The sequence below is a fragment of the Pseudomonas sp. HP_12 genome (assembly GCF_055283955.1).
This window is the reverse complement of record NZ_JBTOQG010000059.1, coordinates 1-22,247: the sequence shown is the minus strand read 5'-3', so window position 1 is coordinate 22,247 and position 22,247 is coordinate 1. Positions and strand designations below refer to the sequence as shown.

Below are 22,247 nucleotides of genomic sequence, written 5' to 3'. Positions count from 1 at the left end.
CATTTTTAATAACCAAATCCTGGGGTTTCGCCGACTGCTTAAAACATTAGCACCGGCCATTTAATTAATTAAATTCATTTTTGTTCTATATGACTATGCAAATAGTCTATCTGGATGAGTTCGCAGCCTGCATGTCCGGGGCATCGAAGCGTCCTCGCTGACGGCAATGTCATGCACCACCTCGTGCACTACCGCTATGCTGCGTGCTCGACCCATCACCGGATTCGCGTCGCCAATGAAGACCTCCAAGACCCAGCCCCTCCGCCACTCTCTTCTCATCTCGGGACTGCTCAGCGCGTTGCTATCGGCAGCGCTGCCTGCCCACGCCGAAGACAGCAAACCCACCCGCGTGCGCGGCGCCATCACAGCGATCGAAGGCGATGCGCTGAAAATTCACAGCAATCGCGGAGAGGACCTGCAGGTTGCGCTGACGCCTGACACGCAGATTCGCGGCGTCACGTTGGCGCAGGTGTCGGAAATCAAACCGGGCAGCTACATAGGCTCCGCCGCGGTGCCGCTGCCGGACGGTTCGTTGAAGGCGCTCGAGGTGCATGTGTTCCCGCCGGAAATGGCGGGCACGGGGGATGGCCATCGGGCCTTTGACCTGACGCCGGACAGCACGATGACCAACGGATCGGTCGGCGATCTGGTCGCCAGTAATGGCCGCACCATCACGGTGAATTACAAAGGCGGGCAGAAGAAGATCGTCATCCCTGATGACGTGCCGATCGTCAACCTGGTGCCAGGCGATCGCAGCTTGCTCAAGCCCGGTGTGAAGGTGGTGCTGCAGGCGCAGAAAGGTTCGGACAACTCGCTGACGGCGCTGTCGATTTCTGCAGGGGAAAATGGCGTGACGCCGCCAATGTGAAGCGGCCAATGTGCAGGGCTTGTAGCGTTAAAAACCTGCGTGGCGCCGGTAGATGAAACAGCACCGGTCAGCATGCGCAGGTCAATTAATCAGGTCTGACTTAGAGACAGGTCGCGAGCACCGCGCCACGTTGCTCAACCACCTTGGCGCCGGGCTTGGCGTAGAAATTGACCTTGGTCATGCCCGCCTTGCCCGCCACGTCAGCGAAATATTCGCCCTCGGTGGTGTAGACCGTGAACGCGCCCGGCTCGCCTTTGGCCATGAACACGTCGGCCACATCACCGAACAGCTGAACGTTGGCCCAGGTGACCTTGATGCACTCGGCAACGGCGACCGCAGGCTTCTGACTGGTGTAAACCTGCGCCGGCCCTGCCGAACGTGTCTGATTCAAGCTCATGCAACCCGACAACAGGATCAGTGCCACAGCGCCCGCCCAATGTTTCATGCCAGTCCCGTTCATCAAACGTCCTTTTCGTTAAAAAAGGAACGATGTTACCAGCAACCTCAAGCGAGCCCCATGGGTAAGCCGTCCGAGCGCTTAATCATCCAGCCCGGCGGGCGGTGCAGCAGGCGCGGCCTTGCCGGGCTTGGCCGATTTGCCTGACGGCGTTGCGGTCTTCGGCTCGGCGACGGGCGCAGGTGGAGCAGCGGCGGCTGCTTCCTTCTCGGCCATCGGCATCTGGTCGATGGTGCTGAAAATCTCCTTCGGATCGATGGGGCCGTTGTGAGTCATTTTCTTCTCGCCGTCCTTGCCCACCAGAATCACCTGCGCCTGTTTTTCTGTCTGTGCGCCAAGCTTGAGTTCGCGGATCAGGGCCATGGTGGTCTGGGCGTCGAGGTCTTTACCGTTACGCTGCCCCACGGTATTGATGATGGTGTAAAGGACCATGTCACGTTTGGCGAAACCATCTTTGTTGGCGGGTTCGTCCAGACTTTTCTTAAGGGCCCCCAGCGTCGGGTCTGCCGAACTCGACGCGATAACGATCAGTGGACGGGCCTTGCCGCGCTCCTGGGAAAGTGGGCCATCACCGTCGGCAGCCAGCAAAGGGCTCGACACGGCGAACAAAACGGCAAGGGTCAACGACCGGCTAAACATACACACCTCCTCTGGATTTCCATGCACTGATGATCGCGCATCATGGGAAAAGGTCCAGACGGTAGCGGGAAAAAAACCGGATTTATTTCGCGGCGCGCAGAGGCTTGCGGGTATCGAATAGGGTCAAAACGTCCGGCCATAGGGGCTATGGCTGACGTGAGCACCGCTGGCCCGACGGGAAAATTTCGGGCAACAAAAAAGGGCGAATCTTTCGATTCGCCCTTTTTTGTCACCGCCCAGCAGAGCGGATTTGTTTGGTAGGCGCGATTGGACTCGAACCAACGACCCCCACCATGTCAAGGTGGTGCTCTAACCAACTGAGCTACGTGCCTGCTGTGGGTCGGCATTCTACGGATATTCAAATGACTGTCAACGTCTTTTTCGCCCACTAAGCCTATGAATATGCAAATTATTTCCCCGTAGCATCGACATGGGCGGATCAACCTACAGAGTCGCCGTCGATCAGCGAGATTCGGGCGGTGAACGCCATGACCGGCCTCCCGATCGCCAGCGGATGCTTAAGTGAATCAACGAGGGCCCTCGACTTGCGCACCGAACATGCCGCCTGTCGCCATCATGGCACTTCGGACGAACTTCAGATGCCCAATGATGACAAGGAATCACGACACGGAGATCACCTGATGAACAGATTATTGACTGCCTTCACCCTCGGTTGCGCACTGACATGCACTTCTCTCACAGCGCTGGCTGGCGCCACATCGCCAGACATGGGTCCGCCACCGTCCCAGACCGGCATCGACCCGCGCGTACAGGGCAGCGACCCGGCTCGCCAGGGCTCTGATGTGGACACGCAAACCAAGAAAGGCATCAGCATTGGCGGCGGCACGTCGATGAGCAATGGCACCGGCAATAACAACGACGCCGATTTGCCCGGTGGCGATACCACCAATGGCGGCGGCAGCAAGGGCTCGGGTTCGTCGAGCGCGGGCGGCGCTGGCGGTTGAAGCACTACGTAGGCGCGGGCCGCTACAGACGAATCATTAAGGGCGCTTGAACAGCGCCCTTTTCGTGCCCGGTTGTCGTGGCTTACCGTCGTGCTTTGATATAGTGCGTGGCCGCCGCGCCTCAACCAGGGTCGCGGACCCGGGCGTCATCAACAGTGGAGAGCGGCACCGTGGGCATGAAGAAATCAGCGCTGGAACTCAAGCGTGACCTGAGCACCATCGCGGCCAATCTGGAAAGCACTGCAGGCGAAATCAGCCGACTGGCCGAACGGGTCAACGATGTGGACGTGGTCGCGGTGCTGCACTTGATGAACCAGCAGTACAAGGACGCTGACCGCCTGCGCGCCTATGTGGACGAGATCAGGGCGGGCCGCATTACCCGCGCCAAGGCCGACTGATCGGCCGGCGCAATGGCCGCTCGCCCGGGGTGATTCAGGTTCAAGCAAGCAAAAAAGGGTGACCCTCTCGGGCCACCCTTTTTTGTTACCGCCCAGCAGAGCGGATTTGTTTGGTAGGCGCGATTGGACTCGAACCAACGACCCCCACCATGTCAAGGTGGTGCTCTAACCAACTGAGCTACGTGCCTGCTGTGGGGCGGCATTCTACCGGGATCCGGAACGCTGTCAACTTTGATTCATCCCTAAGCCTATGAATGTGCGAGCTATTTACCCCTGCACTGGCGAATCGGGCTAAATGAACGCGCCCATGCCTCGGTGGCCAATGCCTTGCCGGCATCGCGTCAAGGCCCGCAAACCTCCAGCGTCGGCTGGCCGCAAAATTTCATCTCAGGTAGGATCCGCCCACTCGTAAAAAATATAAAACAGGGGTTACAGGATGACGAACACGCCATACCCACATTCCTACTACGCCGCTTCCGCTAATCCGGTTCCGGTTCGGCCTCGGCTGCAGGGGGACGTCGAGACCGACGTGGTCATCATCGGCGCCGGTTACACCGGGCTCTCCAGCGCGCTGTTTCTCCTGGAACACGGCTTCAAGGTTACCGTGCTGGAAGCGGCGAAAGTCGGTTTCGGCGCCTCGGGACGTAACGGCGGACAGATCGTCAACAGCTACAGCCGCGACATCGACACCATCGAAAAGAGCGTCGGGCCCAAGGAAGCACAATTGCTCGGGCACATGGCCTTCGAGGGCGCGCAGATCATCCGGGACCGCGTCGCCAAATACCAGATCCAGTGCGACCTCAAAGACGGCGGGGTTTTCGCCGCGATCACGCCCAAGCAAATGGGCCATCTGGAGTCGCAGAAACGTCTCTGGGAACGCTACGGCCACACGCAGCTGGAGCTGATGGACCAGCGCCGCATCCGTGAGGTGGTGGCGTGCGACCAATACATCGGCGGCATGCTCGACATGAGCGGCGGTCACATCCACCCGCTGAACCTGGCGCTGGGCGAGGCGGCGGCGGTCGAGTCCCTGGGCGGGGTTATTTACGAACAGTCTGCGGCTACCCGCATTGATCGCGGCGCCAGCCCGGTCGTGCACACCGCCGAGGGCAAGGTTCGGGCGAAGTTCGTGATCGTGGCAGGCAACGCCTATCTGGGCAATCTGGTCCCGGAACTGGCGGCCAAATCGATGCCCTGTGGCACGCAGGTGATCACCACCGAGCCGCTGAGTGAGGAACTGGCGAGCACGTTGCTGCCCCAGGATTACTGCGTCGAGGACTGCAACTACCTGCTGGATTATTACCGGCTTTCCGGCGACAAGCGTCTGATCTTTGGCGGCGGCGTGGTCTACGGCGCCCGCGATCCGGCGAACATCGAAGCGATCATCCGGCCGAAGATGCTCAAAGCGTTTCCGCAACTGAAGGACGTGAAGATCGATTACGCCTGGACCGGAAACTTCCTGCTGACCTTGTCGCGGTTGCCCCAAGTCGGCCGGCTGGGCGACAACATCTATTACTCCCAGGGATGCAGCGGACACGGCGTGACTTACACCCATCTGGCCGGCAAAGTGCTGGCCGAAGCCTTGCGCGGACAGGCAGAGCGATTCGACGCCTTCGCCGGCCTGCCGCACTACCCGTTCCCCGGCGGGCAATTGTTGCGCACGCCGCTGACTGCATTGGGTGCCTGGTATTACAGCCTGCGGGACAAGCTGGGGTTCTGAATCAGAGGCGATGAACGGCCAACCGTTAACGGGCAGCTGGATTGTTCAGCGCCTTCACCGCCTCGCCAGCCGCCTGTTCCTGACCGGCCTGGGCCAGATCATTGGCGGCTTTGAGCCAGCGTTCACGGTCTACCGGCACGGGCACCTGGCGTGGGCTCTGGATCAGCACCGCCCAGTTGCCGGCGTCGTTCCAGTCCGAGGTGAACGAATCGAAGCTCACCGTCACTCGCCCCGGCCCGGTATAGATCAGCACCGTTCGCTTGTTCTGATCGAACCCGGCCAGCACGCCGTAGCGCTGTTCTTTCCAGAACATCGAGCCGTCCGAAAACCGCACCATGACCGGATACCCCGCCGACACCTGCGCCAGCAGGTCTGGAAAACCGTGGTCGACGGGGTACACCACAAACCCGTATTCCCGGGCCAAGTCCAGCATGCTGCGGTCGAGCTTGTCTTCGGCGCCCGGGAGTTTGAGCGGTTTTTCCAGCAGCCCCGGCGTGGTCTGTACGCCATGGACGGTCAGCATGCTGGCCAGTGCGAACGGCGCGCTTTGATAATCCTTGCCCCGGAACGACGGCACCGCGTTGATTTCAACCCGGTCGGGCAGCGTCTTGTACATCGGCGGGTAGCCGGGTTTCCAGTTGTGGGCATTCGAGCAGCCTGCCAAGACCAGCACGGCGGCGAGCGCCAGCCATTTGCGTCGACCTGCAACGCTATCCAATCGCGTCAATGCCCGCACGTTCTTCACTCACTTGACTGATGGCGAGGGATCCCTGGATCCGGCCGGAACGCGGATGATAGAGCCGCCACCGGTTGCGGTATAGCCCGAAACGCTGTCAACGCGAGTGGATAGAACAAATCGGTCATGCAATTCCTACCACCGGTCAATTTTTGGCAACAACAGGGAGGCTAGACTGTCGGTTACTAAGAGACGAAGAGAAGAGCCGGAGGAAGCCATGAGCCTCGGAATGACCATTGTGATGTTGATCGCTGCCTGGCTGGCCGTTGCGGCCGCCATGTTGTGGGGGGTGATGCGTATCTCGCGTCGCCATCATCCGCATTATCGGGAAACCGAAGCCGCGAAATCCGTAGAACGCGCACAACGCAAAATCCGTCATGTCACGGCCCATTGATACTGCCGTGTAACGACTGATCACCGTACAAATGAAAACGGTCGGTAATGGCATCCCATTCCCGACCGTTTTTTATTGCCCTGCTTTTGTGCTGCTTCGCTCTTTATCGGCGGGCGAAGCTTATCCAGGCGTCAGACCTTCTGGCCCTGCGCTTCGGCATCCAGGCGGCGCTGGCGGGACCGACGAACTAGCATGTTCAGCACTTCAATCAGCGCCGAGAACGCCATGGCGGTGTACACGTAGCCTTTCGGAACGTGGGCGCCGAAGCCTTCGGCGATCAGCGTCATGCCGATCATGATCAGGAAGCCCAGCGCCAGCATGACCACGGTCGGGTTATCGTTGATGAACTTGGCCAGGGGCTCCGACGCCACCAGCATCACGACTACGGCGGCCACCACGGCGATGACCATGATCGGCAAGTGCTCGGTCATGCCAACGGCGGTGACGATACTGTCGATGGAGAACACCAGGTCGAGCATCAGGATCTGACCGATCGCAGCGGCCATGCCCAGGGTGACGGTGCTGGACGCGGCTTTCTCGGCTTCGCTTTTGACGTCGACGCTGTGGTGAATCTCGGTCGTTGCCTTCCAGACCAGGAACAGGCCACCGGCGATCAGGATCATGTCCTTCCAGGAGAAGGCCTGGCCGAACACTTCGATCACCGGCGCGGTCAGCTGGACAATCCACGCCACGGTGGTCAGCAGGCCCAGACGCAGGATCAACGCCATGCTGATACCGATCCGGCGCGCCTTGGTGCGCTGATGAACCGGCAGCTTGTTGGTGAGAATCGAGATGAAAATGAGGTTGTCGATACCGAGCACGATTTCCATGACGACGAGTGTCGCCAGAGCGATCCACGCCGTTGGGCTTGCAGCCAGTTCCAGAAGGTATTCCATATACGCGAGTGTCCAGGATCAGTTCAAGGGATAGGGCGGCATTCTAGGGACGGAAACACTTCAGCAAAATTCGTATTTTTCAGGCGTATACTTCGGTTTTCCCGAAGTGACAGCGCCCATGCTCAATTACCGACAGCTGCATTATTTCTGGGTCGTGGCCAAAACCGGCAGCATTGTCCGCGCCTGCGAGCAATTGAACCTCACGCCACAGACCATCAGCGGGCAAATCAGCCTGCTGGAGCAGACCTACGGCGTCGAGTTGTTCAAGCGCGTTGGCCGCCAGCTGGAGCTGACCGAAACAGGCCGCGTCGCCCTGCCCTACGCCGAGCAGATGTTCCAGCTCGGTGGCGAGCTCGAAGCGGTGTTGCGCGCACAGCCCGACGAACAGCAAATTCTCTTCCGCGTCGGCGTCGCCGATGTCGTGCCCAAATCCATTGTCTATCGGCTCATCGCGCCGAGCATGGCGCTCAATGAGCTGGTGCGCATCAGTTGCCGGGAAGACCAGCTCGAACGCCTGCTGGCGGATCTCGCGATTCAGCGCCTGGACCTGGTGATTTCCGACAGCCCGATGCCTTCTCATCTGGACATTAAAGGCTACAGCCAGAAGCTGGGCGAATGCGGCGTGAGCTTTTTTGCCACCCGCGCCCTCGCCGCCCTGTACGGCGAGAACTTCCCCCACGGCATGCAAGGCGCGCCGCTGCTGGTCCCAGGACAGCAAACGGTGGTGCGCAGTCGCCTGATGCGCTGGTTCGCCGAGCAGAATATCCAGCCGAAAATCGTCGGGGAGTTCGACGACAGCGCCCTGATGAAGGCGTTCGGCAAGTCCGGCAGCGGGATCTTCATCGCGCCAAGCGTGATCGCCGATGAAGTGATCGAGCAATACGACGTCGAGCTGATCGGCCATACCGATGCCGTGACCGAGTCGTTCTACGCGATTTCGGTCGAGCGCAAGGTCAGGCACCCCGGCATCGTCGCGATTACCGAAGGCGCACGCCACCAGTTGTTCCCGGACTAGGCGTCGCAGGCTGCGGGGTTTGGGCGGACGGTCATCAGCAGCAGGGCCAGCAGAATCGACAGCAGAATGATGCCAGCCGCCGCGAAGCCCAGACTGCCAAGGCCCAGATGATCGATCACCCGCCCGCCAATGATCGCGCCAATGCCGATGCCCAGATTGGCGCCCGCGATGTTCAGCGATGCGGCGAAGGCCGGGGCCTGTGGCGCCGCTTTCATCAGCCGGACGTGGCTGACCAGAAACAGCGCCGCCTGGGTTGCGCCCCACACGGCCAACGCCAGGGCCAGCGCAGGCAGGGAATGCATGCTCGGCACCACCATGACCATGCCGCCAATCATGAACGTACAAAAGGTCAGGCTGGCGATCAGTGGGTGGCGATCCACCAGCCGCCCGCCCAGTGAATTGCCCAGCAAGCCCACCGCGCCGAAGCCCATCAGGCACCAGCCGACCACCGTGCCGTTGAAGCCGGCGAGCCGCTCGAGCATGTCCGCCAGGTACGTGTAGGCGGTGAACATACCGCTGAAGACCAGCACCGACAGCAGCACGTGGCCCTGCATCAACGGGCTGCGCAGAATGCGGAACTGGCTGCGGAACGAGGCCTGATCCTTGTGCACGCTGCGGGGCAGGTAAATGAACAGCAGCAGCGCCTTGGCGAACGCCATCACCGCGAGGACGGCGAAGGCGCTGCGCCAGCCGATGGCGTCCGAGATCAAGGTGCCGACGGGGATACCGAACACCGTGGCGCAGACGATACCGAAACCGATCTTGGCAATCGCGCGGCCGGCGTGGTCAGGGCCAACGATGTCTACGGCGGTTTCGCTGGCCAGGGCCCAGAACACCGGCAGCCCGAGGGCCGGGATCAGCCGCGCGGCGGCCATCACCCAAATGTTGGGCGCCAGCGCGGCAACGGCGTTGGAGACGCCAAACATGATCAGCACCGAAATGAACAGGCGCTTGCGCTCGAAGCGCGAAAAATACGCGGTCAGGAACGGTCCGAAGCAGGCCACCGTGAAGGCGAACAGCGTGACCAGCAAGCCGGCCTGGGGGATGGTGACGGCCAGGTCGCGGGCGATGGCGGGAAGCAGACCGACGATGACGAACTCTGTGGTCAGCACGGTAAAGCCCGCAGCCGACAGCAGATAGATGGGGAAAAACATGAAATCTCCAGAACGACAAAACGACCGGTCCTCGCGGAGCGGTCGATCGGATGTGGCGTGAATCAGGACGCGGAGGTTATCAGAGCCGGGCGCTTGGGAGCCAGGCGCCGGACGAGCCACGTGTCGCTGCCCGAGCAGAGCCGGGCAGCGAGGCCTGTCAGTAAGCGCCCATGTAGTCGCGCTTGCCGACTTCCACGCCGTTGTGGCGCAGCAGGTCATAGGTGGTGGTGACGTGGAAGAAGAACTGCGGCAGCGAGTAATGCAGCAGGTAGGTCTGGGTGCTCAGACGTTTTTCCTTGTCGGTGCCAGGGCGCAGGACGATTTCCCGCGCTTCGTTGCCATCGACCTGTTCGGCCTTGATCGTGTCGAGGAACGCCAGCACTTTGGTCAGCAGCGCTTGCAGGTCGGCGAAGGTGGTTTCGGTGTCTTCGTACTTCGGCGGCTCAAGACCTGCCAATCGTGCGCCGGCGCCTTTGGCGAAATCAACGGCAATCTGCACCTGACGCACCAGCGGGAACATGTCAGGGAACAGACGCGCCTGCAGCAGGGCATCCGGCTGAATGTTTTTGGCGGTGGCGTGGGCTTCGCCTTTGGCCAGGACGGCGCTGAGGGCGGTGAGCATTTGCTTGAAGACAGGGATCGAAGCGGCGTAGAGAGAAAGGGTCATGGCAGTTCCTCGGGAAATGAGTCGCACGGAGGCGGACGCGAACGCGGCTTGTCTTTTACCTCATCCAGCCCCTACCCTCATAGCCTTTTCAACGCTTGGGGAATGGGTCATGTCTGACGAGCTGGATTCCAAAAACACCGTTGAAGCCTCGGATGCGCTGCAGCTGAGCAGCACCGAAGTGCGTATTTTGGGCTGCCTGATCGAGAAGCAGGCGACCCATCCCGAGACCTACCCCTTGACCCTCAACGCACTGGTGCTGGCCTGCAACCAGAAGACCAGTCGCGAGCCGGTGATGAACCTCACGCCCGGCCAGGTTGGCCAGAGCCTGCGCGCGCTGGAAAGCCTGCAATTGACGCGTCTGGTCATGGGCAGCCGGGCGGACCGCTGGGAACACCGCGTCGACAAAACCCTGGAGCTGGTGCCGGCGCAACTCATCCTCACCGGCCTGCTGTTGCTGCGCGGCCCGCAAACCGTCAACGAGCTCTTGACTCGCAGCAACCGCCTGCATGACTTCGAGGATACCGACGCAGTGCTGCATCAGCTTGACCGGCTCATTGGCCGAGGGCTGGCGGTGTTGATCCCGAAACAGGCAGGCCAGCGCGAAGACCGCTATATGCATGCGCTGGGTGATCCGGCTGACAGGGAGACAATGCTTGCCGCCCGCGCGCATCCGGCAGAGCGCAATAGCGGCGGCAGCCATTCGGGCAGCGCGGGCAGCTCGGCGATGGCGGAGAGGGTCGAAGCCCTCGAAGCCCGCATCGCCGCCCTGGAAGAGCGGCTGGCATTGCTGGAAGGTTGAGAGCGGCTCCGAGGAATCCTAAGCCTGGTGCAAAACCTGTGGGAGCGAGCTTGCTCGCGAAGGGGCGGGTACATCCACTGCATGTGCAGCGGCGGATATACCGTCTTCGTGAGCAAGCTCACTCCCACATGTCCCCTGTCTGCCGCGCGACAGCGTGCTGCCTGAAGATCGGTAGCCAAGCACACCCTGGCGTTACCCAAGCGCAAGCATCAACCCCGCGCGAACGCCGCCGCTGCCTGATACTGCTCCTCGGTGGGCGTCACGCCGGTGTAAAGAATGAACTGCTCCAGCGCTTGTATCGCCGCGACCTGGTCACCGGTGATCAGGCGCTTGCCGAGGCGCTCGGCCTCGACAATGAACGGCGTGCGCGCCGGCGTGGCGACCACGTCAAACGCGGTGTTGGCGTGTTCGATGGCGGACACGTCGAAGGCCAGCGCATCGGCCTGATCGCCAGCCATCCCCAGCGGGGTGACGTTGACCAGCAGCGGTGGGCGCTCGCTGCCCAGTTCGGCTTGCCACGCGAAGCCGCAGGTCTGTGCAAGCGCCCTGCCCGCCTGCTCGTTGCGCGCCACGATCAGCCCGTCAGTAAAGCCGGCGTCACGCAGGGCACAGGCGACGGCCTTGGCCATGCCACCACTGCCGCGCAAGGCAAAGCGGGTGCGCGGCACTTCATGGGTATCGACCAGTTGGGCGATGGCGATGTAATCGGTGTTGTAGGCTTTCAAGTGGCCATCGGTGTTGACGATGGTGTTGATGGATTGAATGGCGTCGGCGGACGCGTCCAGTTCATCGACCAGTGCAATAGAGGCTTCTTTAAACGGCATCGACACGCCGCACCCGCGAATGCCCAATGAACGCATACCGGCAATGGCTGCAGGCAGGTCGTTTGGCGAAAAGGCCTTGTAATAGAAGTTCAAGCCCAACTGTTGATACAGGTGGTTGTGGAAGCGCACGCCGAAGTTGCCCGGGCGTCCGGCCAGCGACATGCACAACAGCGTTTCCTTACTGGCAGTGACCAACATGAAATCTCCCGAGTGGTATTAGAAGACGCCTGGGGAAAGGCGTAGAATCGCGACGCTCCGCCGAAAGCGGCAAAGCCATTGTCATTAAAAGTGTCGAATACCTTACACAAAATTTACGCAACGGCCTCGCAGATATTTCCGAAACCGTTGTCTGAGAAGTTATCCCGTGGCAGTGCCTGAGCGTAACGCAGGCTCGCGACAACGGGACTGAACACCGAGGAACAGTCATGATTCGTCAGATCCCCAAAGTTGCCTTGTTGTTAGGCGCCCTCGCCCTCGCAGGCCAGGCTGAAGCCCATGGCGGCGGCCCGGGCTGGGGTGGAGCCGCCGTAATCGGTGCGGTCGTCGGCGGTGTTGTCGGCGCGGCAGTGGCGTCCGGGCCGGTTTACGCAGCACCCGCTCCCGTGTACGCGGCCCCGGCGCCGGTTTATTACGCGCCACCGCCTCCACCGCCGGTTTACTACCAGCCGGCTTATGTCGTTGAGCGCCCGGTCGTCTACGCACCGCGTTACTACGGCCCGCCACGTTATTACGGCCCACCACCGGGCTACTACCATGGTGGCGGTCGCTGGTAACAGCGGTTTGCTCCTGAGCACAGGGCTGTCGATCCATGGTCGCCAGCCCTCACCCAACACAGACCCCGCCTTCCCGGCGGGGTTTTTGTTTCAGGGGTATTGATGCCGGACCGCAGCACCGCTTTGCGCACGTGTCCCCATCACTGTCCCTACCCGCTCATCAATGACGACTATCGAGAGCGGTGATTTCTGCATCGACCGGTCGGGCCTTAAAGTAGCGCCATAGATTGTTGGAGGCACTTATGACCAAGGTTCAAATCATGTCGGTTGTCGGCAGCGCAGTTCCCCCTCAGCTTCGTGAGCGCGGTCTGTTAGCGTGCTGGTACCTGATGCAGAACGGCGAACCCGTCAGTGGTCCTTTGCCTTCACTGCCAGCGGCGCAGGCCCTGTCGCAGCAACTTGAATGCCGCTCACTCAACAGCTGAACTCCTATTCGCTCTTCCCTGTGAATCGTGCGTTGCTCCGCACACCCCTTTAGCCCGCCTCTTTAATGACGCGGGCTTTTTTTTGCGTGACGATCCGATGTTGAGGCGCAGCGCCGTTTAACAGCCAGGCCATAATCGGCAATTCGACCCGTTTAAATACAGGCTTTTTGGATCCGCCACCTGAACCTGACCTATACAACGGTGCTTTATTAGCGAAACCCCGCACCGCCCCATCGACAACTTCAGAAACTTGCTCCTAAAATGCGCCGAACTTGTTGTCGTGCTTGAAGAAAGTCCGACGTTCCACGCTATTTCCATCCTTTAGTGAGCTTTGCTCTTGAAAATTCGCCCAACCGTCATCGGCCTATTATTTGCACTTACAGGCTGCGCACTTTCCACTGCCGCATTTTCCACCACCGCACTGGCGAAAGAGCCGGCGGCGTTCAATCGCGACCCGGCCAATCTTCATCTGGCCTCCGGCAGCGCCATGATCACCGATCTGCAAACGGGTCAGGTGTTGTATGCGAGTAACCCCGACATTGTCGTGCCGATCGCCTCGGTGACCAAGCTGATGACCGCGATGGTCACCCTCGACGCCAAGCTGCCGATGGACGAGATGATCAAGGTCGACATCTCCCAGACCGCGGAAATGAAAGGCGTGTTCTCCCGGGTCAAGCTGGGCAGTGAGCTGAACCGCCACGACATGATGCTGATCACCCTGATGTCGTCGGAAAACCGCGCAGCGGCGAGTCTGGCGCACAGTTATCCGGGCGGTTATCCAGCGTTTATCCGGGCAATGAATGCCAAGGCCAAGTCCCTGGGCATGAACCACACCGTGTACATGGAGCCCACCGGCCTGTCGGTGTACAACGTTTCCACCGCGCGGGACCTGACCAAGCTGGCCCTGGCCGCACGCAACTACCCGATGCTGCGCGAGCTGAGCACCACGCCGGAGAAAACCGTGACCTTCCGCAAGCCGAATTACATCCTCGGCTTCAGCAACACCGACCATCTTGTGCGTAAATCCAACTGGGACATCAAGCTGACCAAAACCGGCTTCACCAACCAGGCGGGTCACTGTCTGGTGCTGTTGACCAGCATGGCCAATCGTCCGGTGTCCGTGGTCATTCTCGACGCCTTCGGCAAATACACCCACTTCGCCGATGCCAGCCGCATGCGCTTGTGGATGGAAACCGGCAAGAGCGGCCCGGCGCCGGAAGTTGCACTGCAGTACAAAAAAGAAAAGAACCAGGTGATGAGGCAGAAGGGTTTGCAGGCGTCGGAATAAGACGTCGCGCCCCTGTCAGTGGGAACCCGTCGGGCGCCCACTGATCACTGACTCGCCCGCGCCATGCGCTTGAGTATCACCACCATCCCCACGCCCAGCCCGGCCATGCCGACCAGCAACGCCGGGTAGCTGATCCACCACGCAATGGGCGTGGTCATCATGCTGTATTCCGACATCCCGCCAATCCCCGCCACCAGATTCAATGGCAAGAACACCACGTTGATCAACGTCAGCTTGCGCAGCAGGTTATTGGTGTTGTTATTGACCAGATTACCCCGCGCATCCATCAGACTGGCGAACACCGTGGAGTAGATGTTCGCCTGTTTATGGCACTGCTCGTTCTCGATGATCATGTCTTCGATCAGCGCCAGGCTGTCGCCGGAAAACTGATGCTTGTGGGCGTGATTGCGCAAGCGCGTCAGCACCGAACCGTTGCTGTCGATGGCGTTGATGTAATAGACCAGGCTTTCGCTCAGGTTGAACATCTGCACCAGATGGCGGCTGTCCATCGACGCATTGAACTGATGCTGCAGTTCACGAGCGATCATCTTGATCACCTTGAGGTGACCCAGATAGTGATGGATGTTCTGGAACAGCACCTCCAGCAACACGTCCAGCAGCGTGTGCATCGGCCGGTGCTGTCCGAGGTCGCTGATCTGCTTGCTGTCGGCACAGATCAGCACCATGTGATGGGGGCTGAGCAGCACCCCGAACGACGACACGTCGAAGGAAAACGTGTCCTTGCCCGAGTAGTTTTCCGGGCGCTTCCAGATCATGAACAGCGCGTCAGGATGAAACTCGATGCGCGACACCTCGTCGGGGTCCAGCGCCGAGGCCAGAGCGTGGTCGTCGAGGTTGAAGCGCTCCAGCAGCAGCGTCTTTTCGGCGGCGTCCGGGTCGCTGAACCAGAGCACGCTGGCATCCGCTTCGGCGCATTCCCGTAACCTGCCCGCCTCCAGGCGGTGGCCCTTGATCACCGGCCTAACCCGCCAGACCGCGACGTTTGATGTCGAGGCGGCGAATGAACTCTTCCAGCACCAGCGCGTACAGATCGTCCTGCAGCCAGGCGTCTTCAATGCCGGCGTCGAGGTTGGGGTTGTCGTTGACTTCGATAACCACCACGCGATCGCCGGACTGCTTCAAGTCGACGCCATACAGCCCGTCGCCGATCAGGTTGGCAGTCTTCACCGCCAGATCCACCACGGCCTTTGGCGCGTCGTGAACCGCGAGCGTGCGGCACTCGCCGTTGATTTCCGCATCGATGGCCTTGTGGTTGTAAATCTGCCAATGCCCCTTGGACATAAAGTACTGGCAGGCGAACACCGGTTTGCGATTGAGCACGCCGATGCGCCAGTCGTATTCGGTGTAGAGGTATTCCTGGGCCAGCAACAGCACCGAATGCTCAAACAGTTCCCGCGCCGCTTCCTGCAATTGCTGCGCGTCCTGCACTTTGATCACGCCCTTGGAAAAACAGCCATCGGGGATTTTCAGCACCAGCGGAAAGCCAAGCCGTGCCGCGACGTACTCCAAATCATCCGGTCGCTCCTTGTAGAGGATTTCCGTGGCCGGCATGCCCAGCTTGTGGCTCTTGAGCAGGTCGGTCAGGTAGACCTTGTTGGTGCAACGCAGGATCGACGCCGGGTCATCCATCACCACCAGCCCTTCGCTCTCGGCCTTTTTGGCGAAGCGGTAGGTGTGGTTGTCGACGCTGGTGGTCTCGCGGATCAGCAGCGCGTCGTATTCGGCCAGCCGCGAGTAATCCTTCTTCTCGATCAGCTCGACGTCCACGCCCAGTTGCTGGCCGACGCGGATGAAGTTGTCCAGCGCCTTGCGGTTGGACGGCGGCAACGCCTCCTGCGGGTCATGCAGGATCGCCAGGTCGTAGCGATAGGTGCGAGGGGAACGGGGCTGGCGCCAAATCTTGCGGCTGAAACTGTCGAGAGATTGCGCGAACTGGTCCTGCTGGTGATCACGCAGGCGGGTCAAGGCGCCGGTCTTGATGCCGACGATGTGCCAGTTGTCGCGCTTGCGAAACTCCACCAGCAGGATCGGCGCCGGAAACGCCTCGAACAGTTGACGGGCAAGGTCCTGCAACGGAGCGAGATCGGTCTGACCGAAATACAGGCTCAGGGTGAAGCCTTCGGTTTCGTCATACGGATGGTCACGCAGTGCGTGTTCGAGGCGCTTGTCGAGGTCATCCAGGGCCAGGCCGTAAAGGGATTTCCGGGTCAGTTCGCTGATGGTTTTGACCGACGGAATCACGTGGTGACCCCGGGCTTCGGCCAACAGCGAGCAGTAATAACCGTGGCCCAGGTAGCGGTAACTGCGGCACAGGCTGATCACTTGCACCCGCTGACCGGCAGTATTCTGGGGCGGATTTTCCAGGTAGTCCTGGGCGCTGATCAGGTGTTCGCTGGGCAAGTAAGACGACCAGTCTTCAAGCCGCTCCACAACAATCAACAGTTGGCTTCGGGTTGAAACAGGTCTCAGCGGATTGACATTTAAAGTTGCCGAACGCTGAGGTTGTGCTGATACTTCGTCGGTCTTCACCGGCACCGCATTCATGAGTTGATCCTTCGGGAAACAGTCCTTTCTATAAAACATGGCTTTGTAGAAATGTCCCGTTTCGTTACTCACTCTTTACGGTGTCGGACATGAACTTTATATATCGCCTCGCCCAGCCTGCCGATGTGGATGAACTGTTGGTGCTGGAAAACCAGTGCTTCGAATCCGATCGCCTGAATGCGCGCAGCTTTCACTGGATGGTCACGCGGGCCAATGCGCGATTGATCGTCGCGCTATGCGATCAGGCCGATCAACGCCTGGCCGGTTACGCGCTGGTGCTGTTCCATCGCGGCACGTCTCTGGGCCGGCTTTACTCCCTGGCGATCAGCGACGATGCCCGGGGCCAGGGCCTCGGACAGCAACTGCTGGCCCAGGCCGAACAGCATGCCCTTGAGCGTGAGTGTGCCTATTTGCGGCTCGAAGTCCGCCCGGACAACGCCCCGGCGATTCGCTTGTACGAGCGCAACGGCTATCGCCTGTTCGACCGCATCGACGATTACTACGAAGACCACGCCCCGGCGCTGCGCTACGAAAAACGCATCCGCGAACACGCCACCGGCGTTGCCCGTCACGTGCCCTACTACCCGCAAACCCTGGACTTCAGCTGCGGCCCGGCGTGCCTGTTGATGGCGATGAAAGCCCTGCAACCGCCACGCGCCATGCAACGTCACGAGGAGCTGCAGATCTGGCGCGAGGCGACGACGGTGTTCATGACTTCAGGCCACGGCGGATGCAGCCCGCAAGGTTTGGCGCTTGCCGCATTGCGCCGAGGCTTCGAGGTCGGCCTGCAGGTGTCGGTGCGTGGGCCGTTGTTTCTGGCTGGAGTGCGCAGCGAAGAGAAGCGCGAGGTCATGCGCCTGGTGCATGAGGAATTCAGCCGCGAGCTGGCTGAAAGCACGGTCCGTCAACTGGGCAGTGCGCCGCTTAATCTCTGGCAACTGCAAAAGGACAACAGCCTGGCGCTGGTGCTGATCAGCAGCTATCGGTTGACCCGTTCCAAGGCACCCCACTGGGTGCTGGTCACCGGTTGCGATGATGACTTCGTGTATTTGCACGACCCCGATATCGATCACAGCCAACAGCGTCAGGCCATGGACTGCCAATACATGCCGGTCAGCCACAAAGAGTTCGCCGGCATGAGTTGCTTTGGCGCCGACAAACTTCGCGCGGCGGTGGTTCTTTATCCCCAGGGGCATGCGCCTATATAAACGGCGTCAGGCAAGGCGCCGTTTGCGTAAAGATCCCGTCGTATTGATTGCAGTTGCACCGGCAAAAGGAATGAATAGTCGCTCAGCCTTTGGGCGACTTACTGGATGAGCGTGATGGATAACTCGGTAATCGGTTTGATAATTCTTTCGGTGATAGCGCTGTTTGGCGTGTCGGCGTTCTACTTTGATTTTGTTCATCCGCACCGCGAGGGCAAGCACCCGCAGAACTGATGAGCGACGCCCCAACGGATTATTTTTCTTTTCCCACTTGATCGATCAGGGCGTAACGCCAACGACCCGCTAAGCTTGAGTCGTTGACGCTTGCTTTGCACATCGCTCGGGGGAGTTGAAACATGCTCATCAAATGGGTACTGGCTGCATTGCACCTGCTGGCGTTCGGTTTTGCCATAGCGGCGGTGCTGGCGAGGGGACGGGCGTTGCGGCGGTTGCGCACGGATGATCCGCGATCGTTCAGGGATGTCTTCGTGGTCGACAATATCTGGGGCGTTTCAGCAGGGGTTCTGCTGATTACCGGGGCGTTTCGGGCGTTCGGCGGGCTGGAAAAAGGCTCGTACTACTACCTGCATCAGCCACTGTTTCACCTGAAAATGGCGGCGTTCGTGGCCATGCTGGCGCTGGAAGTGGTGCCGATGTTCGCGCTGATCAAATGGCGCATCGCGTTCAAGAAGAACCAGCCCATTGATACGTCCCTGTCCCGGCGGTTCGCGCGGATCAGCCATATGGAGGCGCTGCTGATGGTCATCATCGTCATCGCCGCCACGGGTATGGCGCGGGGAATCTTGTTGAGCTGAGGCCTGAGCCGATGCCCAGACCTCCAGCGGTCAGGTCACCCAGAAGAACATCAGGGTCAGGTTCGCGCCCGAGATCAGTCCGAACAGACCCCAGGCCAGGGTTTTGGTCAGGCGGCTGTTGGCGAACGGGCCCATCAGTTGCGGGTCGCTGGTGAAGCGGATCAGCGGCCACAGTGCGAACGGTAACTGCAGGCTGAGGACGACCTGGCTGAGCACCAGCATCTTGCCCACCGCACCATCGCCAAACCAGATCACCCCGACGAATGCCGGAATCAGCGCCAGCCCGCGCGTCGCCAGGCGGCGTTGCCAGCACGGTATCTTCGCTTTCAGAAACCCTTCCAGCACCACTTGGCCGGCGATGGTCCCGGTGAACGTCGAGCTCTGCCCTGCCGCCAGCAACGCGACACCGAACAACACGCTGGCCACGGCGCCGCCCACCAGCGGATCGAGCAAGTGGTAGGCGTCCTGAATTTCCACGATGTCGGTGTGGCCAGTGCCGTGGAACGCGGCAGCCGCCAGAATCAGAATGGCCGCGTTGATCACCAGCGCCAGGCTCAGGGAGGCAATGGTGTCGACCCGGGCGTATCGAATGGCGCTGGCCTTGCTTTCGAGCGAGGTGCCGTTGACCCGGGTCTGCACCACCGATGAATGCAAGTACAGGTTATGGGGCATGACCGTCGCACCGAGAATCCCGATGGCGATGTACAGCGGCTCTTGATTGCTCAGCATCTCCCACGACGGCTTGAGCCCCGCCACGACGTCCGGCCAGAACGGTTTGATCAGCACCAGCTCGATAAAGAAGCAGGTCGCGATGGTCGCGATCAGCCCCAGCACAATGGCCTCCAGACGGCGGAAATTGGCGCCCTGCAAAGCCAGCACGATGACCGTGTCGAACGCCGTCAGCGCCACTCCCGTGGTAATCGACACCCCCAGCAGCAAGTGAAACGCCAGCGCGGCACCCAGCACTTCCGCCAGATCGGTCGCCAGGATCGACAGCTCGGCGAGAATCCACTGGCCCATGCCGACCCGGCGGCTGTAGTGCTCCGAGGACAGCTGCGCCAGATCGCGGCCGGTGGCGATGCCCAGGCGTGAACACAGATTTTGCAGCACCATGCCCGACAGACTGGCCAGCACCACCACAAACAGCAGCGAATAACCGAAACGCGAACCGGCTTCGATGGCGGTGGCCCAGTTACCGGGGTCCATGTAGCCGATGGAGATCAACAGGCCGGGGCCGACGAACAGCATCAGCTTGCGCAGGAAGGACGCATTGGCGGGAATGGCGACGCTGTCGGTGGTTGCCGACGGGCAAAATGGCGCGGTGGCGGTGGTCGGTAGTTTGTACTTCACGGGAATCCGAAACGTGGTGGCGGTCAGCCCCGGAGCTTAAACGCGCAGAAACGTTTTGTCTTGAATCTCTGGGGCACTAACATGCTGCGTCTCACCGATCCGGAAAAAACAATAATGCATGCCGCTTCTGACAGCCCCGATAACGCCCGCCCGACCCAGGACGGACTCGACCCGATACGCGCGGCGCGGATTTCCGCCCGCATCGACCGCCTGCCCGCCGTCGCCACGATCTGGAAACTGGTGGCGCTGCTGTCCATTGGCGGCTTCTTCGAACTTTACGATCTGTTCCAGACCGCCTACATCAGCCCCGGCCTGATGCGCGACGGACTGTTCGCCACCGGGGCGCAGGGCGTGTTCGGCTTTTCCGATCAGGCAGCGTTTGCGTCGGCGACCTTTCTGGGGCTGTTCCTCGGTGCCAGCCTGCTGAGCCCGATCGCCGACCGCTACGGCCGCCGCGCGATCTTCACCTTCGCGTTGATCTGGTACACCGTCGCCACGGTGCTGATGGGCATACAGACCTCCGCACTGGGCATCATCTGCATGCGCTTTCTGGTGGGCATCGGCCTGGGCATCGAACTGGTGACCATCGACGCGTACCTCTCGGAACTGGTGCCCAAGCGGATGCGCAGCGCGGCGTTCGCCTTCGCGTTTTTCGTGCAGTTCCTGTCGGTGCCTTCAGTGGCATTGATGTCCTGGTGGCTGGTCCCGCAGGACCCGTTCGGCGTCGCCGGCTGGCGCTGGGTGGTGTTGGCCAGCGCCGTGTTCGCGCTGTTCATCTGGTGGCTGCGCTCGCGCCTGCCGGAATCACCGCGCTGGCTGGCGCAACACGGCCGCTTCAGCGAGGCCGAAAAGATCATGGACGACCTCGAAGCCCGCTGCATCAAGGATCACGGTCAGGCCCTGGACGAACCGGAAACCCACAACGTGGCCGTCGAAGGCAAAGGCCGCTTCGCCGACATCTGGCAACCGCCGTATCGCCGTCGCGCGCTGATGTTGATTGTGTTTCATGTGTTTCAGGCGATCGGCTTTTTCGGTTTCGGCAACTGGCTGCCTGCGTTGCTTTCGGGTCAGGGCGTGAGCGTGACCCACAGTCTGGCGTATGCCTTCGTGATCACCCTCGCCTATCCGCTGGGGCCGCTGTTGTTCGTGAAATTCGCCAACCGGTTCGAGAATAAGTGGCAGATTGTCGGCTCGGCGTTGGGCTCGATGATCTTCGGCACGCTGTTCGCGCAGCAGACGACGGCGGCGGGGCTGATTTTTTGCGGGGTGATGATCACGTTCTGCAATGCGTGGCTGAGTTTCAGTTATCACTCGTACCAGAGCGAGTTGTTCCCGACCAACATCCGCGCCCGGGCGGTGGGGTTCTGTTATTCGTTCAGTCGTCTGTCGACGGTGTTCAGCAGTTTGTTGATCGGGTTGTTTCTGGATCACTTTGGCACGCCGGGGGTGTTGACGTTCATTGTGATGAGTATGTTGATTGTGATCATCACGATTGGCGGGTTTGGGCCGAAGACGCGGAATCTGGCGCTCGAAGATATTGCTCATCGATAGGGTTCGCGGTGCGGCTTAGGGAAGATCAAGATCAAGAGCGTCTGCCTAACGGCAGACATTTCGCCTTCGGCGAGTTACTTGGAAAAGTCGAAAGTCGCACCATCCCCAAGTAACCAAGGGTGCTTGCTCTCGGTTGGGCCCGACTCCGTCGGGTTCCCTCACTCCGACGACGCTCCGTGGGCCCGCGCCGAACGGACATCCATGTCCTGGCGGCGCTCTCGCGGCATCCATGCCGCTCGGCCCACTCCGCGTCGTCTACGTTCGGCCTGCACCAAAGTCGCGTTCTGCGGTGGCTGGAATTTCTGTGTCTGAAGATCAAAAGCAGATCAAGGGCAGATCAAACGCTAAGAACTTGCAGGAGTGAGCTTGCTCACGAAGGGATCGGTACAACCATCGAATATCTGATGTTTTTGATAAAGCATTCGCGAGCAAGCTCGCTCCCACAGGTAGGGGGTGTAGTCATGAAAATTGTTGGCGCCTGGGCTGGCGTCTTCCCGGCTAAAGCCGGTCCCACTAAACAGCAGCGCGTGTATTCAGTAAAAGTGACAGCGACCTCGACTGTAGGACCGGCTTCAGCCGGGAAGCTTTTGATCTGCTTCAAACGCGCTTTTGATCTTCAAACGCAAATGGCTCAAACACCACAAATCGCGACTTGGGTGCAGGCTGAACGCAGGTCTCGCGGAGTGGGCCGAGCCGCATGGATGCGGCGAGAGCGCCGTCAGGACATGGATGTCCGTTCGGCG

General features: G+C 60.5%; 24 protein-coding genes and 2 tRNA genes. 14 read left to right on the top strand and 12 right to left on the bottom strand.

Annotated elements, in window-relative coordinates; translation table 11 throughout:
* Positions 1–235 precede the first annotated feature (235 nt).
* Positions 236–868 (top strand): DUF5666 domain-containing protein, encoded by a 633-nt coding sequence (locus ACYASU_RS22785; protein WP_463584151.1) that lies wholly within the window; start codon positions 236–238, stop codon positions 866–868.
* 100 nt (positions 869–968) lie between these two features.
* On the opposite strand, the gene ACYASU_RS22780 is transcribed toward ACYASU_RS22785, so the two are convergent.
* From ACYASU_RS22780 to ACYASU_RS22770, 3 genes are all read right to left on the bottom strand, one after another.
* Positions 969–1,328: a 2-oxoacid ferredoxin oxidoreductase gene (locus ACYASU_RS22780; RefSeq protein ID WP_244655915.1), complete on the bottom strand. Its 360-nt coding sequence runs from the start codon at positions 1,326–1,328 to the stop codon at positions 969–971.
* 78 nt (positions 1,329–1,406) lie between these two features.
* Entirely contained in the window at positions 1,407–1,964 is a 558-nt protein-coding gene (locus ACYASU_RS22775) for a DUF4174 domain-containing protein (protein ID WP_192172478.1), read from the bottom strand.
* 255 nt (positions 1,965–2,219) lie between these two features.
* Positions 2,220–2,296: transfer RNA gene (locus ACYASU_RS22770), tRNA-Val, on the bottom strand.
* A 309-nt stretch (positions 2,297–2,605) separates the two neighbouring features.
* Here ACYASU_RS22770 and ACYASU_RS22765 point away from each other — a divergent pair.
* Positions 2,606–2,929 carry a hypothetical protein gene (locus ACYASU_RS22765; RefSeq protein WP_282371330.1) on the top strand — a complete coding sequence of 108 codons (324 nt, stop codon included), beginning with the start codon at positions 2,606–2,608 and terminating at the stop codon, positions 2,927–2,929.
* 176 nt (positions 2,930–3,105) lie between these two features.
* Complete coding sequence (locus tag ACYASU_RS22760) at positions 3,106–3,327, top strand: hypothetical protein (RefSeq protein WP_197983806.1); 222 nt, start codon at positions 3,106–3,108, stop codon at positions 3,325–3,327.
* A gap of 111 nt (positions 3,328–3,438) precedes the next feature.
* Here the strand turns inward: ACYASU_RS22760 and ACYASU_RS22755 are convergent.
* A tRNA-Val gene (locus ACYASU_RS22755) sits at positions 3,439–3,515 on the bottom strand.
* A 248-nt stretch (positions 3,516–3,763) separates the two neighbouring features.
* Between ACYASU_RS22755 and ACYASU_RS22750 the strand changes: the two genes are divergently transcribed.
* Positions 3,764–5,047: an NAD(P)/FAD-dependent oxidoreductase gene (locus tag ACYASU_RS22750; protein WP_346628948.1), complete on the top strand. Its 1,284-nt coding sequence runs from the start codon at positions 3,764–3,766 to the stop codon at positions 5,045–5,047.
* A 25-nt stretch (positions 5,048–5,072) separates the two neighbouring features.
* Here the strand turns inward: ACYASU_RS22750 and ACYASU_RS22745 are convergent, their stop codons facing one another.
* Positions 5,073–5,774: a peptidase C39 family protein gene (locus ACYASU_RS22745; RefSeq protein WP_463584150.1), complete on the bottom strand. Its 702-nt coding sequence runs from the start codon at positions 5,772–5,774 to the stop codon at positions 5,073–5,075.
* A 238-nt stretch (positions 5,775–6,012) separates the two neighbouring features.
* Between ACYASU_RS22745 and ACYASU_RS22740 the strand changes: the two genes are divergently transcribed.
* On the top strand, positions 6,013–6,177 hold the full coding sequence (locus ACYASU_RS22740; protein ID WP_166650453.1) for a hypothetical protein: 165 nt from the start codon (positions 6,013–6,015) through the stop codon (positions 6,175–6,177).
* 131 nt (positions 6,178–6,308) lie between these two features.
* Here the strand turns inward: ACYASU_RS22740 and ACYASU_RS22735 are convergent, their stop codons facing one another.
* Positions 6,309–7,073 (bottom strand): TerC family protein, encoded by a 765-nt coding sequence (locus ACYASU_RS22735; RefSeq protein ID WP_192172472.1) that lies wholly within the window; start codon positions 7,071–7,073, stop codon positions 6,309–6,311.
* Between the two features lie 118 nt (positions 7,074–7,191).
* Between ACYASU_RS22735 and nhaR the strand changes: the two genes are divergently transcribed.
* Positions 7,192–8,088 (top strand): transcriptional activator NhaR, encoded by an 897-nt coding sequence (nhaR, locus tag ACYASU_RS22730; protein WP_192172471.1) that lies wholly within the window; start codon positions 7,192–7,194, stop codon positions 8,086–8,088.
* Here the strand turns inward: nhaR and ACYASU_RS22725 are convergent.
* Positions 8,085–9,242: an MFS transporter gene (locus ACYASU_RS22725; protein ID WP_463584149.1), complete on the bottom strand. Its 1,158-nt coding sequence runs from the start codon at positions 9,240–9,242 to the stop codon at positions 8,085–8,087. The two genes, nhaR and ACYASU_RS22725, sit on opposite strands and share 4 nt — an antisense overlap.
* A 157-nt stretch (positions 9,243–9,399) precedes the next feature.
* Positions 9,400–9,909: a DUF1993 domain-containing protein gene (locus ACYASU_RS22720; protein ID WP_192172469.1), complete on the bottom strand. Its 510-nt coding sequence runs from the start codon at positions 9,907–9,909 to the stop codon at positions 9,400–9,402.
* Between the two features lie 109 nt (positions 9,910–10,018).
* Here ACYASU_RS22720 and ACYASU_RS22715 point away from each other — a divergent pair, with 109 nt between their 5' ends.
* The gene (locus tag ACYASU_RS22715; RefSeq protein WP_463584148.1) at positions 10,019–10,708 is read left to right on the top strand and encodes a YceH family protein; all 690 of its coding nucleotides are present in this window, start codon (positions 10,019–10,021) and stop codon (positions 10,706–10,708) included.
* Between the two features lie 209 nt (positions 10,709–10,917).
* Here ACYASU_RS22715 and ACYASU_RS22710 read toward each other — a convergent pair whose 3' ends face one another.
* Positions 10,918–11,730: a shikimate 5-dehydrogenase gene (locus ACYASU_RS22710; RefSeq protein ID WP_463584147.1), complete on the bottom strand. Its 813-nt coding sequence runs from the start codon at positions 11,728–11,730 to the stop codon at positions 10,918–10,920.
* Between the two features lie 227 nt (positions 11,731–11,957).
* On the opposite strand from ACYASU_RS22710, the gene ACYASU_RS22705 reads away from it, so the two are divergent.
* From ACYASU_RS22705 to pbpG, 3 genes are all read left to right on the top strand, one after another.
* Positions 11,958–12,305, top strand: coding sequence for a hypothetical protein (locus tag ACYASU_RS22705; RefSeq protein WP_192172466.1), 348 nt, complete (start codon positions 11,958–11,960; stop codon positions 12,303–12,305).
* A 242-nt stretch (positions 12,306–12,547) separates the two neighbouring features.
* Entirely contained in the window at positions 12,548–12,730 is a 183-nt protein-coding gene (locus ACYASU_RS22700) for a hypothetical protein (RefSeq protein WP_122538145.1), read from the top strand.
* Positions 12,731–13,061: 331 nt separating this feature from the next.
* Entirely contained in the window at positions 13,062–14,018 is a 957-nt protein-coding gene (gene pbpG / locus ACYASU_RS22695) for a D-alanyl-D-alanine endopeptidase (protein ID WP_407073228.1), read from the top strand.
* A gap of 44 nt (positions 14,019–14,062) precedes the next feature.
* Here pbpG and ACYASU_RS22690 read toward each other — a convergent pair whose 3' ends face one another.
* Both ACYASU_RS22690 and ACYASU_RS22685 read right to left on the bottom strand, forming a co-directional pair.
* On the bottom strand, positions 14,063–14,995 hold the full coding sequence (locus ACYASU_RS22690; RefSeq protein WP_463584146.1) for a magnesium transporter CorA family protein: 933 nt from the start codon (positions 14,993–14,995) through the stop codon (positions 14,063–14,065).
* A gap of 4 nt (positions 14,996–14,999) precedes the next feature.
* Positions 15,000–16,583 carry a RimK family protein gene (locus ACYASU_RS22685; protein ID WP_463584145.1) on the bottom strand — a complete coding sequence of 528 codons (1,584 nt, stop codon included), beginning with the start codon at positions 16,581–16,583 and terminating at the stop codon, positions 15,000–15,002.
* Positions 16,584–16,672: 89 nt separating this feature from the next.
* On the opposite strand from ACYASU_RS22685, the gene ACYASU_RS22680 reads away from it, so the two are divergent.
* Together ACYASU_RS22680 and ACYASU_RS22675 are read left to right on the top strand one after the other, a co-directional pair.
* Positions 16,673–17,791: a peptidase C39 family protein gene (locus tag ACYASU_RS22680; RefSeq protein WP_463584144.1), complete on the top strand. Its 1,119-nt coding sequence runs from the start codon at positions 16,673–16,675 to the stop codon at positions 17,789–17,791.
* Positions 17,792–18,144: 353 nt separating this feature from the next.
* Positions 18,145–18,603: a DUF2214 family protein gene (locus tag ACYASU_RS22675; protein ID WP_282373354.1), complete on the top strand. Its 459-nt coding sequence runs from the start codon at positions 18,145–18,147 to the stop codon at positions 18,601–18,603.
* 30 nt (positions 18,604–18,633) lie between these two features.
* On the opposite strand, the gene ACYASU_RS22670 is transcribed toward ACYASU_RS22675, so the two are convergent.
* The gene (locus ACYASU_RS22670) at positions 18,634–19,953 is read right to left on the bottom strand and encodes an Nramp family divalent metal transporter (RefSeq protein ID WP_463584143.1); all 1,320 of its coding nucleotides are present in this window, start codon (positions 19,951–19,953) and stop codon (positions 18,634–18,636) included.
* 114 nt (positions 19,954–20,067) lie between these two features.
* Between ACYASU_RS22670 and ACYASU_RS22665 the strand changes: the two genes are divergently transcribed.
* On the top strand, positions 20,068–21,504 hold the full coding sequence (locus ACYASU_RS22665; RefSeq protein WP_463584142.1) for an MFS transporter: 1,437 nt from the start codon (positions 20,068–20,070) through the stop codon (positions 21,502–21,504).
* A gap of 461 nt (positions 21,505–21,965) precedes the next feature.
* Positions 21,966–22,247 (top strand): hypothetical protein (locus tag ACYASU_RS22660; protein ID WP_463584141.1); only part of this gene is annotated, 282 nt, incomplete at its 3' end.

Bases quoted from the DNA above. Each gene is read 5' to 3' on its own strand.
- ACYASU_RS22785 (WP_463584151.1), top strand. From the start codon at position 236: ATGAAGACCTCCAAGACCCAGCCCCTCCGCCACTCTCTTCTCATCTCG.
- ACYASU_RS22780 (WP_244655915.1), bottom strand. From the start codon at position 1,328: ATGAACGGGACTGGCATGAAACATTGGGCGGGCGCTGTGGCACTGATC.
- ACYASU_RS22775 (WP_192172478.1), bottom strand. From the start codon at position 1,964: ATGTTTAGCCGGTCGTTGACCCTTGCCGTTTTGTTCGCCGTGTCGAGC.
- ACYASU_RS22765 (WP_282371330.1), top strand. From the start codon at position 2,606: ATGAACAGATTATTGACTGCCTTCACCCTCGGTTGCGCACTGACATGC.
- ACYASU_RS22760 (WP_197983806.1), top strand. From the start codon at position 3,106: ATGAAGAAATCAGCGCTGGAACTCAAGCGTGACCTGAGCACCATCGCG.
- ACYASU_RS22750 (WP_346628948.1), top strand. From the start codon at position 3,764: ATGACGAACACGCCATACCCACATTCCTACTACGCCGCTTCCGCTAAT.
- ACYASU_RS22740 (WP_166650453.1), top strand. From the start codon at position 6,013: ATGACCATTGTGATGTTGATCGCTGCCTGGCTGGCCGTTGCGGCCGCC.
- ACYASU_RS22735 (WP_192172472.1), bottom strand. From the start codon at position 7,073: ATGGAATACCTTCTGGAACTGGCTGCAAGCCCAACGGCGTGGATCGCT.
- nhaR (WP_192172471.1), top strand. From the start codon at position 7,192: ATGCTCAATTACCGACAGCTGCATTATTTCTGGGTCGTGGCCAAAACC.
- ACYASU_RS22725 (WP_463584149.1), bottom strand. From the start codon at position 9,242: ATGTTTTTCCCCATCTATCTGCTGTCGGCTGCGGGCTTTACCGTGCTG.
- ACYASU_RS22720 (WP_192172469.1), bottom strand. From the start codon at position 9,909: ATGACCCTTTCTCTCTACGCCGCTTCGATCCCTGTCTTCAAGCAAATG.
- ACYASU_RS22715 (WP_463584148.1), top strand. From the start codon at position 10,019: ATGTCTGACGAGCTGGATTCCAAAAACACCGTTGAAGCCTCGGATGCG.
- ACYASU_RS22710 (WP_463584147.1), bottom strand. From the start codon at position 11,730: ATGTTGGTCACTGCCAGTAAGGAAACGCTGTTGTGCATGTCGCTGGCC.
- ACYASU_RS22705 (WP_192172466.1), top strand. From the start codon at position 11,958: ATGATTCGTCAGATCCCCAAAGTTGCCTTGTTGTTAGGCGCCCTCGCC.
- ACYASU_RS22700 (WP_122538145.1), top strand. From the start codon at position 12,548: ATGACCAAGGTTCAAATCATGTCGGTTGTCGGCAGCGCAGTTCCCCCT.
- ACYASU_RS22685 (WP_463584145.1), bottom strand. From the start codon at position 16,583: ATGAATGCGGTGCCGGTGAAGACCGACGAAGTATCAGCACAACCTCAG.
- ACYASU_RS22680 (WP_463584144.1), top strand. From the start codon at position 16,673: ATGAACTTTATATATCGCCTCGCCCAGCCTGCCGATGTGGATGAACTG.
- ACYASU_RS22675 (WP_282373354.1), top strand. From the start codon at position 18,145: ATGCTCATCAAATGGGTACTGGCTGCATTGCACCTGCTGGCGTTCGGT.
- ACYASU_RS22665 (WP_463584142.1), top strand. From the start codon at position 20,068: ATGCATGCCGCTTCTGACAGCCCCGATAACGCCCGCCCGACCCAGGAC.